Genomic DNA, 11439 nt, shown 5'->3' with positions numbered 1-11439 from the left:
AGGGGGGCACGCCCCCCTTTGGAAACCCCGAGGATATTTCTGGAACAAAGACGAAGGGCGGGCGGGGGGATGGGGAGGCGTCTTCCGCCTGGGGAAGAGCGCAGCGGGGTTGCTTTGGACAGCGGGGCAGGGGGCGGGCGGTCACGGGGCGCGGGCAGGACGCGCTTGCCGTCGGGATGACAGGGAGGGCGGTCGGGTTCCGGGGAAGGGGGCGCGCGGGGACGTCTGGGCCGGGACTTTGGGGGGCGGGCCGGGGCGGGTGACGCATGGGTCGGAGGGGGCCTGCTTCGGGGGCGGGTCGCCGGCTGCGCAGAGGGGCGGCCCCGGGCAGGGGCGCGCGGGGGTGTTCCTGACTGGCGCGCTGGCTTGGCGCGTTTCCCGACGCGGAGATCCCCCTGCAAGGGGCGATTCACCGCTGGCAGAACCGCGACGGCGCTCTTTTGCAGAACGAGGTGGGGCGACGGGAGGGTCGGGACGGCGCGAGGGGGGGCGGTCGAGCCGTGGGGGGGCAGGTTCCGCATCCCCGCGCAGGCGCCGGAGTTTGGGGCGGAGTTTGGGCGGCATCGGGTTCTCGGGGGAGAGGCCGGGGGCGCGCAGGCCGGGAGGGACCGGCGGCAGACCGTCGCGCCCCCGCCATGAGCGGCATGCGCTTCGAAAACCACACGGCAATCCTGGGAACGACCAAGGGGGCGGGACAGGTGGGGCGCTTTCAGGTCGCCGCGCGCCGCGCCGCGCGGGGCCCGGATCCCTGAAACGAAGGCCCGCTCAGAGGTTGAATACGCGGTTGGGGTGCAATTCGCCGCCCAGATAGGTGCCGACGGCCACCGGCTTGCCCTCGAAACTGGCCCAGGCGGTGTCGCCGGGTTCGGCGCGGGAAGACAGCACCCGGCCCGGGTTGCCATTCTTCAGCCGCACCGCGCCCTCGGGCGAGAGCGGCAGTTCGGGCAGGCCCGCGAGGGCGATTTCAAGGGGCAGGAGGCGCGCGTCCAGCTCGGGCGTACGGGCCAGAGCGTCGATCTCGGTCAGGCCGATGCCGTCCTCGGCGCGGAACGGGCCCGACCAGTCGCGCCGGAGCCAGACGACATGGCCGAGGCAGCCCAGCGCCCGGCCGAGGTCGCGGGCGATGGCGCGGACATAGCCGCCCTTGCCGCAGACCATCTCGAATTCGGCGGTATCGGCGTCGGGGCGGCGCAGCAGCACCAGCTTTTCCACCTCGAGCGGCCGGGCGGCGAGGTCCATCGCCTCGCCACTGCGGGCGATGTCATAGGCGCGCTCGCCCTCGACCTTCACCGCCGAATATTGCGGCGGGACCTGCTGGATCAGGCCGCGGAAGGCGGGCAGGGCGGCCTCGATCTCGCTCTCGGTCGGGCGGGTGTCGCGGGTTTCGATCGCCTGACCCTCGGCATCGTCGGTGTCGGTGGCCACGCCCCAGCGCACCAGGAAACGGTAGCCCTTGGTGGCGTCGGTGACATAGGGGACGGTCTTGGTCGCCTCGCCCAGCGCGACGGCCAGCACGCCGGTTGCCGCCGGATCGAGGGTGCCGGCATGGCCCGCCTTCTGCGCGTCGAGCGCCCAGCGCACCTTGCCCACGATCGAGGTCGAGGTCACGCCAGCCGGTTTGTCGACGATCAGCCAGCCGTTGACGGGGCGGCCCTTGCCCTTGCGTGCCATGATGGTGCCTCCTGGGGATCAGGCGCGGCGGATAGCGGTTCGGGGGGGCTGTGGCAAGAGCCGCCGGCGCCTCAGGGCAGGGAGGCGGCCAGGGCGCAGGCGTCGCTGTCGCCCAGCGCGCAGCCCCGGCGGATCAGCGCCTGACCGCGGGGATCGTCCTGCGGCACGCCGCTGCCGCCCCTCAGCTGGAGGCCCAGTTGCAGGCAGGACCAGCCGTCGCCGTGGTCGCAGCCCAGACCGTAGAGCCGGGCCGATTCGGTGACGTCCCGGGCGACGACGATGCCGTCATGGTGAAAATCGCCGAGGTTGCCGCAGCCGACGCCGACCCCGGCCGCGCAGGCCTGCTCGAAGAGCGGCAGGGCGGCTTCGGGGTCTTCCGGGCCGTCATAGCCCTGCCAGAGCGCCCAGCCGAGGTTCGAGCAGCCCAGCATTTCGCCAAGGTCGCAGGCGCGGCGGAACAGGCGTTGCGCCAGCGGCAGGTCGGGCGGGCCGTCGAAGCCTTCGGAAACCGCATTGCCGAGGTTGGAACAGCCAAGCGGGGATCCCGCCTCGCAGGCCTGCCGGTAGAGGGCGGCGGCGCGCTGCAGGTCGCGGGGCACATGCGCGCCGGTCTCGACTTCATAGCCGAGGTTCTCGCAGGAGAAGGGATCGCCCGCGGCGCATCCCGCCTCCATCAGGGCGATGGCGCGGGGGTATTGCGCGGCATCGCTGCCTTCCAGCAGCACCAGCGCGACGTTGTTGCAGGCGACCAGCGCGCCCTGCTGGCCGGTCATCGCGCAGGCTTCCTCGTGGAGCGCGAGTGCCTGCGGCACGTCCTGCGGCAGGCCGGACCAGCCATGGTCATGGAGCGTGCCGAGGCGCAGGCGGGCGAGCGCGGGCAGGGCCCCCAGCGCCGAGGCGAAGAGGTCCCGCACCCGGGGATCGGCGGGATCGACCGCCAGATAGGCGCGGCCCAGTTGCAGGGCGATATGGGGATCCGCGGGGTGCAGGGCGGCCGCAGCCTCGCAGGCGGCGACGGCTTCAGGGCCGCGGGTGATGATATCGGCGCCGCCCGCCCCGGGGAGGCGCGGGGCAAAGCGCATGCCCGCCAGGCGGTCGCAGTCGGTGGGCTGGGTCTGGCCCGGCGCCGGGCCGGCCAGCAGGATCGTCAGGACGGCGAGGGCCAGCAGGGGTTTCATCGTCGGACACTCCGGGGTGGGGGCCTCAGCGCAGGACGTCGGCCATGTCGCAGGCCTCGGGGTCGCCCAGACCGCAGGCGCGTTCCAGTGCGACGATGGCCCGGGGGACGTCGCGTTCCACGCCGCGGCCCTCGGACAGGATGTCGCCGAGGGTGACGCAGGCATAGGGGTCGTTGCCCTCGCAGCCCAGGGTGAAGAAATGCGCGGCCTGATCGGGGTCGGGCTGCACGCCGAGGCCCGAGCGGTAGATCTCGCCCAGATACGAGCAGCCCTGCGGCTCGCCCCCGGTACAGGCGCGGCGGTAGAGGTCCTGCGCGCGGGAGACGTCGAGCTCCACGCCCTCGCCCAGTTCCAGCCGGAAGCCGAACTGGCTGCAGGCCAAGAGGTCGCCCGCGTCGCAGCCGGCCTCGAAGAGGCGGGCGATTTCCAGGCCCAGCGTGTCGAAATCGCCGGTGCCGCGCAGGTCGGTCTGGAAGGCCTGCTGCGTGCAGGCCCCGCCCCAGCCGCCGCGGCAGAGGTTGTCGAGCAGCGCGAAGCCGCCGGTCTCGTCGGCCGGTCCGCCGCGGCCCTCGATCATCATGACCGCGCGGCGGGTGCAGCCGGGGGCGGCCAGCCGGTCGGGCCAGGTATCGCAGGCGAGGCGGTAGAAATCGCGCGCCTGCCGGTCGCCGATCGGCAGCCCGGCCAGCCCCATCTCGTAGAGCCGACCCAGTTCCGAGGCGGCGAGGGGGGAGATCTGTTCGACCACACCGGCCAGCAATTCGACGACAGTGCGGTCCTCGGGATTGGCGGCAAGGCGGGCGCGGGCCAGAAGGACGGCGAAGAAGGGTTCGTCCGGCTGGGCGGCACGGGCGGCCTCGCAGGCGGTGACGGCGGCGGCGGGGTCGTGGACGACATAGGGGCCGGCCGCGCCCTCGATCCGCGGCAGCTGCGAGAAGCCGGCGAGCCGGTCACAATCGGTCACCTGAGCCCAGAGCGGCGCGGGCAGCAGGAAAGCCAGAGCGACCCCCAGGGCCGACCATCGGTTCATCGTGCAGGTCCCTCGTCGCCTGTCCCGTCTGGGTCTTGGGCCAAGGCTAACACGCGGGCGGCCGGGGCGAAAAGGGAATTGCGCCCCGGGTCCGCGGCTCAGCGCGTGCAGGCCTCGGCCTCGCCCAGCGCGCAGCCCTTGAGGAAGGCGGCCTGCGCCCGGGCCGGATCGGGCGGGCCGAGTTCGTCGCCCGCCAGCATGTCGCCGAGGTTGCGGCAGGCCAGACCCGAGCCACCGGCGCAGCCCTGTTCGTAATAGCGCGCCGCCTGCGGCAGGTTCAGCGCCACGCCATCGGCGGTTGCCAGATGCACCGCGAGGTTGTTGCAGCCGACCGCCGAGCCCAGCGCACAGGCCCGTGCCCCCAGCTCGGCCGAGCGCGCCGGGTCGCGGGTCACCGCAATCCCCTCGGCATAGAGATAGCCGAGATCCGAACAGGCCCAGGGATCGCGCTCGGTGCAGAGCCGGTCGAGCATGGTCACGCCCTGCGCCTGTTCGCCGGGATCGGCCAGGCTGCCGGTGCCATCCTCGCCATAGATCAGACCGATGGCCACCTCGTAGCAGGATTCGGCCACGCCGCCGTCGCAGCCCCGCCCGAAGGCCTCCTGCCGGACGCGCCAGCCGAATGCCATGTCGGTCGCGTCACGCATCACCGCGCCCGCCCGGTAGCAGCCATCCGCCAGGCCCAGATCGCAGGCGACCTCGAAGCGGCGCAGGGCGCCCAGCGTCTCGGGCGGGTTGGTCTGGGTCAGCTCGTAGCCCGCATGAATGCAGGCCCAGGGCTCAGACAAGTCGCAGGCGCGTTCGCGCAGGGGCTGCATCCTGAGCGGGTCATAGCCCGGCGCGCGCCCCTCCTCGATCCGGTCGGCGAGATTGGCGCAGGCCCGGCCGAAGCCCGCGTCGCAGGTCCGCTCGAACAGGGAGACGGCGGCGGGCAGTTCGTCGTCCCCCACCATCGCCGCCGCGAGGTTGTTGCAGCCCGCCAGCGCGCGTGGGTCGGGAAAGGCGGCGCAGCTTTCCTCAAAGAGCGCCCGGGCGCGGCCCTCGTCCTGCGGCAGGCCGCCGTGGCCTTGCTGGTACAACAACCCCAGACGGCTGGCGGCGAAGGGGGCCGAGGCCGCGGCGCCCTCGGCGATCAGCGCGGGCAGGCGTGGGTCCTGGGGATCGGCGGCCTCCAGCGCCCGGGCCAGCAGGAAAGCGAGGAACGGGTCGGGATCGCCGCGCCGCGCGGCTTCGCAGGCGGCAACGGCCTCGGCGGGGGCGGTGACCTCGACCACGCCGGGCAGGTCGGGCGCGCGCGGCACCGGCAGATACCCGGCGAGCCGGTCGCATTCCGTCACGCTCTGCGCGCTGGCAGCAGGGGCGAGGAGGAGGGCGGCAAGGGTCAGGCAGGCAAAACGCTTCATGGACAAACCGCAAGGGCGCCGAATGCCGATGCCCCGGCCCGGGCGCCCGTCGCGCCGGAGGCCCCTGCAGCCTAGCACGAATGCCGCCCGTGACCGCAGGATTTCACCGCGCCCGCATCACCATCCCGTAAAGATCGCGCGGGTCGTCAGGGTCGGCGATCACGTCGAGCCGCGGCGTTTCCGGGCGCAGCTGATCGTAGAGCCAGCCCAGCGCCGCGAAATCCTCGATGGCGAAGCCCACGCCGTCGAAAAGCGTGATCTGCGCGGGGTCCGTGCGCCCGGGGCAATCGCCGGTCAGCACCTGCCAGAGCTCGGTCACCGGATAGTCGGGCGCGACCTGCTGGATCTCGCCCTCGACCCGCGTCTGCGGTTCGTATTCCACGAAGGTTCTGGTGCGGGACAGCAGGGCGGGCGCCAGTTCCGTCTTGCCCGGGCAATCGCCGCCGATCGCGTTGATATGCACCCCGGCGCCGATCATGTTGTCGTGCAGGATCGTGGCATTGCGCTTGTCGGCGGTGCAGGTGGTGATGACGTCCGCGCCCTGGATCGCCGCCTCGGCGCTGTCGCAGGCGGTGACCTCCAGCCCCGCCGCGCGCAGGTTCCGCGCGCATTTGCGGATGGCGCCGGGGTCGGTGTCATGAAGCCGGACCTGCGCGATGCCGCAGACCGCCCTCAGCGCCAGCGCCTGGAATTCCGCCTGCGCGCCGTTGCCGATCAGGGCCAGCACCTTGGCGTCGGGCCGGGCCAGCGCCTTGGTCGCCAGCGCCGAGGTCGCCGCCGTGCGCAGCGCGGTCAGCAGCGTCATTTCCGAGATCAGCAGCGGATAACCCGTCGCCACCTCGGACAGGACCCCGAAGGCGGTGACAGTCTGCAAACCCGCCCTTGTGTTGCCGGGATGGCCGTTCACGTATTTGAAGGCATAGCGTTGGCCGTCCGAGGTCGGCATCAATTCGATCACGCCGATCGGGGAATGGGCGGCCACGCGCGGGGTCTTGTCAAAGAGCCGCCAGCGCCGGAAATCGGCCTTGATCCTTGCGGTGAGGTCGACCAGCGCCGGTTCCAGACCGATGCGGTGGACGATGGCCATCATCTCGGCCACCGAGACGAAGGGCACCAGCGCCTGGGCCGAGGGTTGGGGAAGATCGCGCATCATACCTGCCCCCGATAGGCCCGCGTCGGCCGGTCGAAGACCTTCTTGCCCATCAGCGAGGCGACCAGATCCACCATCAGATGCGCGGTGCGCCCGCGCTCATCGAGGAACGGATTCAGCTCCACCAGATCCAGCGAGGTGACGCGCCCGGATTCGTGCAGCAGTTCCATCACCAGATGCGCCTCGCGGAAGGTGGCGCCGCCGGGGACGGTGGTGCCGACGGCGGGGGCGACGACCGGATCCAGGAAATCGACGTCGAGCGAGACATGCAGCAGGCCGTCCGCTTCCTCGACCAGCGCCAGGAATTCGCGCAGGGGGGCGACGACGCCGCGCTCGTCCAGAACGCGCATGTCGTTGATGGCGATCTCATGCTCCAGCAGCGCCGCGTGTTCGGCCGCATCGACCGAGCGGATGCCGAAAAGGCAGATGTTTTCCGGCGGGACCGGGGCCGGGAAGGGCGGAAAGGCCTCGAAATCGCGGCCCGCCAAATAGGCCACCGGGGTGCCGTGCAGATTGCCCGATTCCGTGGTGGCGGTGGTGTGGAAATCGCTGTGCGCGTCAAGCCAGAGAACGAAGAGCGGCCGTCCCCGCGCCTGCGCCGCCGCCGCCACCCCGGCGACCGAACCCAGGGACAGCGAATGGTCGCCGCCGAGGAAGATCGGCATGCCCTCGGCCATCGCCGCCTCGCCCATCGCCGCCAGCGATCGCGCCCAGCCGAGGGTTTCGGGCAGGTGGTGGACGGCGGGGTTGGTGACGGTGGCGGGCACCGGGGTGCAGGCGGCGTCGCCCAGATCGGTGACGCGATGGCCCAGCGCCTCGAGCGCGGGCGCCAGGCCCGCGGTGCGATAGGCGGCCGGGCCCATCAGGCAGCCGGGACGGCGTTGGCCGGTATCGACGGGGGCGCCGATCAGCAGGCAATGGGTCTGGGTCATGGGATCCTCGCGGCTCTGGTGGGATGAGTATAGCGCAGAACGGCCGGAGTTCTGCTTGACAGGATGCGCATTCCGGGCGGTGTATTGAGCGAAATGCGCAAATGGAGGGGGCGGAATGGTCAGCCTGGACGAGACGGACCACAGGATCCTGGCCGCGCTGAAGCGCGACGGACGGCTGGGGCTGGCGGCGCTGGCGGCGGAACTGGGCATCAGCCGCAACACGGTCCGCGCCCGGCTGACCCGGCTGATCGAGACGGGCGAGATCGCCGGTTTCACGGCGCTGACCCGGGGCGATCTGGCGGAAAGCCCGGTGCGGGCGCTGATGATGGTGGCGATCGAGGGGCCGGGCACCGACCGCGCCGTCGGCCGCATGCTGGCGATGCCCGCGGTACAGGCGGTGCATGCGACCAGCGGGCGCTGGGACGTGATCGTCGATCTGGCCACGGATTCGCTGACCCATCTCGACGAGACCCTGTCACGGATCCGCAAGCTGGAGGCGGTGACGCAATCCGAGACGCATCTGCTGATGTCGACCCGCCGCGCGACCTCGGTGCGCTAGCGCCTGCGGGGACCGGGCAGGGGGGCTTTCTGCCCCCCTCTTGGCCTGACGGCCAATTCACCCCCCGAGGATATTTGAAGAACGAAGATTGCGGCTTAACGCGCTCTTAACCTTCATCTTTGTTCTCCAAATATCCTCGGGGGTTTCCAAAGGGGGCCCGAGGGTCCCCTTTGGCGGGGGGTGAGCGGCGTCACGGGAACGCGCCAGTGGCGCGTTCCAGCCGCGAACGCCGCGCCCGTGGCGCGGCCGGGAGTCGAGGGGGCTGGCCCCCCGCATGCTCCGCGCGGCGCCGGGGCTGGTGCGGAACAGAGGCCGGGCGTATCAGGGGCGCTGACTTCGCCGGGAAGAATGCCATGGAACTCTGGGTCCTCGTCACCCTCGCCGCCGCCGCCGTCCAGACCTTGCGCTTCACGCTGCAAAAGCGGCTGAAGGGGCTGGGGCTCAGCACCGGCGGCGCCACCTTCTCGCGCTTTCTCTTCGCCGCGCCGCTGGCGCTTGCGGGGCTGGCGCTGCTGCTCGCCCTCGATCCGCAGCCGGTGCCGCTGCCCGGGCCGCGCTTCTGGATCTTCGCCATGCTGGGCGGGCTGGGCCAGATCGTCGCCACCTTCTGCACCGTCGCCCTCTTTTCCGAGCGGTCCTTCGCCGTGGGCATCGCCTTCACCAAGACCGAGACGGTGCAGGTCGCGGCCTTCTCGGCTTTGGTCCTGGGCGAGGGGGTTTCGGCGGCGGGCCTGCTGGCGATTCTGGTGGGTGTTGCCGGGGTCATCCTGATCTCGCGCCCGCCCGAGGGCTGGCGGCAGGGCGGCATCCTGAATCGCGCCACGATGCTGGGCGTGCTGGCGGGGGCGCTGTTCGGCCTGTCGGCCATCGGCTACCGCGGTGCCACGCTGGAGGTGGCGCATCAGGACGCGCTGTTCCGCGCCACCGCCGCCCTGGCCATGGCGACCAGTTTTCAGGCGCTGGCCATGGCGCTCTGGCTCGGCTGGCGCGAGCCGGGCGAGGTCGGGCGCGTGCTGGCCTCATGGCGGGCGACGGCGCTGGTCGGGGTGACGGGCGTGCTGGGCAGCCTCGGCTGGTTCGTGGCCTTCGCCTTGCAGAACGCGGCCTATGTCCGCAGCCTCGGGCAGGTCGAGTTGCTCTATTCGATCCTGGTCTCCGCGCTTTTCTTCCGCGAGCGGCCGCGGCCGCTGGAAGTGGCGGGGATGGCGCTTCTGGCGCTGTCGATCCTCGGCATCGTGCTGGTGGCCTGAGCGCCGGGGCCTCAGCCCCGCGCGTTCACCGCCCGCATCCGCATGACGAAGCCGCGCAGGATCCCCAGCCCGCTGTCGCGCTCGTACGGGTGGTCGGCGGCGGCCAGCACCGAGAGGGTGACGATCCGCCCGGCGACCGGCAGGATGGCGCGCCAATAGGTCTCGTCAAAGGAATTGGGGTTGCCGGTGTCATGGATCAGCAGCCAGACCACGCCTTCGGCGAAGGTCGCCTCCAGCACCTCGACATCGCTGGGATCGCCCGAGCGGGACAGCTGCGCCCGGCCCGGGGCGCTTTGCAGGAAGCCGGTGAGGCGACGGAAGGTATCCGGGTTGCCATCGGAACTCAGCCCGGTCACCGTGGCGCTCAGCACCGGCGAGGGGCGCAGCGTGTAGCGGCAGCGCACCAGCAGGACGAAGGCCTCGATATCGCTTTCGCGCGTTGCCTCGGCGTCGATGCAATAGCCCGCCGGGCCTGCCACGGCCACCGCCCCGTCCAGCACCCGCAGCTCGGCCGGACCCGAGGTCGGCTGGAGCGCGCGGCTCGCCGCTTCGGTCAGCGGCGCGGTCTCGAAACAGCCGGAGAGCGGCAGCACGAGCGCAAGGAGCAGGGGGAGGAGGGCGCGTCGCATCGGCTCAGCCACTCCACCATCGGCCCCCGGGCACCTGCGCGGGCAGGACGCGGTCACGCGGCGGAGGGCTGGGATTGGGGGGCATGGGGCCTGCGGGCATCGTGGGATCCTGAGACTGGGATACTTAACGCGAGGGGGGGCGGCAAGGGGCCTGTGCCTTTGGGTGGGGCCGCGGGCGGCGGCGCGGGCCGGACCGCGCCTGGCGGCGGGGCGCTTGCCCGATGTTTTGCGGCCCCTGTGCAACTGCCCCCTCGACAAAACCCGCGCCCCGCGCTATCGGGCGGGGATGATCGACCAAAGCGCCTCTTTCTCGCTGCGACGCCGACGCTGACACGCGTCTGACGATCATTGCTGCGCGCCCGTCGGCCGCAGTCCCCCCTCCGAACCCGCATTGACTTGGCCCGTTGCCTTCGGCACGAATGGGCCTTCGCATCCAAGGGCATTCCCATGATTTCGACCGTTCTGCCGACCTATAACCGCACGCCGCTTTCCTTCGTGAAGGGCGAAGGCTCGTGGCTGATCGAGGCGGATGGACGCCGATTCCTCGACATGGGGGCGGGGATTGCCGTCAATGCGCTGGGCCACGCCAATCCCGAGCTGGTCTCGGCGCTGACCGAGCAGGCGGGCAAGCTCTGGCATGTCTCGAACCTCTACAAGATCCCCGAGCAACAGGCGTTGGCCGATCTTCTGGTCGACCTGACCTTTGCCGACACGGTCTTCTTCACCAATTCCGGCACCGAGACCGCCGAGCTCGCCATCAAGATGGCGCGGAAATACCATTACGAAAAAGGCGCCCCGCGCGAGACGATCCTGACCTTCGAGGGCGCTTTCCACGGCCGCTCGACCGCCGCCATCGCCGCCTCGGGCGGCGAGAAGATGGTCAAGGGCTTCGGGCCGCTGATGCCCGGGTTCAGGCACCTGCCCTGGGGCGACATGGCGGCGTTCGAGGCCGCCATGGACGAGAGCGTCTGCGCCGTGATGGTCGAGCCGGTGCAGGGCGAGGGCGGTATCCGCCCGATGCCGGAGGACCAGCTGCGCGCGCTGCGCGAGGCCTGCGACCGGACCGGGGCGCTCCTGATCCTCGACGAGGTGCAATGCGGCATGGGCCGGACCGGCAAGCTCTTCGCCCATGAATGGGCGGGTGTGGCGCCCGACATCATGATGGTCGCCAAGGGCATCGGCGGCGGCTTCCCGCTGGGTGCGCTGCTGGCCACGGAAAACGCGGCCTCGGGCATGGTGGCGGGCACGCATGGCTCGACCTATGGCGGCAACCCCCTGGCCTGCGCCGTGGGGCTGAAAGTCAGCCAGATCGTGTCTGACGCGGCTTTCCTTGACGACGTCAGCCGCAAGGCGGGCCTGCTGCGCCAGCGGCTGGAAGGGCTGGTCGCGGCCCATCCCGACACGTTCGAGGCGGTGCGCGGCATGGGGCTGATGCTGGGGCTGAAGTGCAAGAAGCCTGCGGCCGAGCTGGCCGCCGCCGCGCGCGAGGCGGGCGTGCTGGTGGTGCCCGCGGCGGACAACGTGCTGCGCCTGCTGCCTGCGCTGAACATCCCCGACGCGGATATCACCGAGGCGGTCGCCCGTCTCGATGCCGCGGCCACCGCCTACGAGGGCAAGTGATCATCACGCTGCTCCAA

10 protein-coding genes are annotated in these 11439 nt (G+C 71.4%); 3 read left to right on the top strand and 7 right to left on the bottom strand.

The features are described 5' to 3' along the window. Positions 1-765: 765 nt before the first annotated feature. The 6 genes from truB to rocF form a co-directional block, all read right to left on the bottom strand. Complete coding sequence (gene truB / locus DDE23_RS22450; RefSeq protein ID WP_107751828.1) at positions 766-1671, bottom strand: tRNA pseudouridine(55) synthase TruB; 906 nt, start codon at positions 1669-1671, stop codon at positions 766-768. A 71-nt stretch (positions 1672-1742) separates the two neighbouring features. Beyond that, positions 1743-2849: a tetratricopeptide repeat protein gene (locus DDE23_RS22445; RefSeq protein ID WP_107751827.1), complete on the bottom strand. Its 1107-nt coding sequence runs from the start codon at positions 2847-2849 to the stop codon at positions 1743-1745. A gap of 25 nt (positions 2850-2874) precedes the next feature. After that, positions 2875-3879, bottom strand: a complete 1005-nt coding sequence (locus DDE23_RS22440) for a tetratricopeptide repeat protein (protein WP_107751826.1) — start codon at positions 3877-3879, stop codon at positions 2875-2877. 98 nt (positions 3880-3977) lie between these two features. Beyond that, positions 3978-5282 carry a tetratricopeptide repeat protein gene (locus tag DDE23_RS22435; RefSeq protein WP_107751825.1) on the bottom strand — a complete coding sequence of 435 codons (1305 nt, stop codon included), beginning with the start codon at positions 5280-5282 and terminating at the stop codon, positions 3978-3980. Positions 5283-5385: 103 nt separating this feature from the next. After that, positions 5386-6432, bottom strand: a complete 1047-nt coding sequence (locus DDE23_RS22430) for an ornithine cyclodeaminase (RefSeq protein WP_202863311.1) — start codon at positions 6430-6432, stop codon at positions 5386-5388. After that, entirely contained in the window at positions 6432-7364 is a 933-nt protein-coding gene (gene rocF / locus DDE23_RS22425) for an arginase (RefSeq protein WP_107751823.1), read from the bottom strand. Before rocF ends, DDE23_RS22430 begins: the two co-directional genes overlap by 1 nt. A gap of 115 nt (positions 7365-7479) precedes the next feature. On the opposite strand from rocF, the gene DDE23_RS22420 reads away from it, so the two are divergent. Both DDE23_RS22420 and DDE23_RS22415 read left to right on the top strand, forming a co-directional pair. Next, positions 7480-7923, top strand: coding sequence for an Lrp/AsnC family transcriptional regulator (locus tag DDE23_RS22420; RefSeq protein WP_337589841.1), 444 nt, complete (start codon positions 7480-7482; stop codon positions 7921-7923). 353 nt (positions 7924-8276) lie between these two features. Next, positions 8277-9173, top strand: a complete 897-nt coding sequence (locus DDE23_RS22415) for a DMT family transporter (RefSeq protein ID WP_107751822.1) — start codon at positions 8277-8279, stop codon at positions 9171-9173. An 11-nt stretch (positions 9174-9184) separates the two neighbouring features. On the opposite strand, the gene DDE23_RS22410 is transcribed toward DDE23_RS22415, so the two are convergent. Continuing rightward, positions 9185-9802, bottom strand: a complete 618-nt coding sequence (locus tag DDE23_RS22410) for a hypothetical protein (protein WP_107751821.1) — start codon at positions 9800-9802, stop codon at positions 9185-9187. Between the two features lie 447 nt (positions 9803-10249). On the opposite strand from DDE23_RS22410, the gene DDE23_RS22405 reads away from it, so the two are divergent. Then, complete coding sequence (locus DDE23_RS22405) at positions 10250-11422, top strand: aspartate aminotransferase family protein (protein WP_107751820.1); 1173 nt, start codon at positions 10250-10252, stop codon at positions 11420-11422. Positions 11423-11439: the final 17 nt, after the last annotated feature.

It is taken from the genome of Pararhodobacter aggregans, assembly GCF_003075525.1.
Lineage (GTDB): Bacteria > Pseudomonadota > Alphaproteobacteria > Rhodobacterales > Rhodobacteraceae > Pararhodobacter > Pararhodobacter aggregans.
Note: the sequence above shows the minus strand (reverse complement) of the source record. Positions and strands in the feature narration are given on the sequence as shown.

Coding starts and splice junctions, on each gene's coding strand:
- truB (WP_107751828.1), bottom strand. CDS start 1,671: ATGGCACGCAAGGGCAAGGGCCGCCCCGTCAACGGCTGGCTGATCGTC.
- DDE23_RS22420 (WP_337589841.1), top strand. CDS start 7,480: ATGGTCAGCCTGGACGAGACGGACCACAGGATCCTGGCCGCGCTGAAG.
- DDE23_RS22440 (WP_107751826.1), bottom strand. CDS start 3,879: ATGAACCGATGGTCGGCCCTGGGGGTCGCTCTGGCTTTCCTGCTGCCC.
- DDE23_RS22435 (WP_107751825.1), bottom strand. CDS start 5,282: ATGAAGCGTTTTGCCTGCCTGACCCTTGCCGCCCTCCTCCTCGCCCCT.
- DDE23_RS22415 (WP_107751822.1), top strand. CDS start 8,277: ATGGAACTCTGGGTCCTCGTCACCCTCGCCGCCGCCGCCGTCCAGACC.
- rocF (WP_107751823.1), bottom strand. CDS start 7,364: ATGACCCAGACCCATTGCCTGCTGATCGGCGCCCCCGTCGATACCGGC.
- DDE23_RS22430 (WP_202863311.1), bottom strand. CDS start 6,432: ATGCGCGATCTTCCCCAACCCTCGGCCCAGGCGCTGGTGCCCTTCGTC.
- DDE23_RS22410 (WP_107751821.1), bottom strand. CDS start 9,802: ATGCGACGCGCCCTCCTCCCCCTGCTCCTTGCGCTCGTGCTGCCGCTC.
- DDE23_RS22405 (WP_107751820.1), top strand. CDS start 10,250: ATGATTTCGACCGTTCTGCCGACCTATAACCGCACGCCGCTTTCCTTC.
- DDE23_RS22445 (WP_107751827.1), bottom strand. CDS start 2,849: ATGAAACCCCTGCTGGCCCTCGCCGTCCTGACGATCCTGCTGGCCGGC.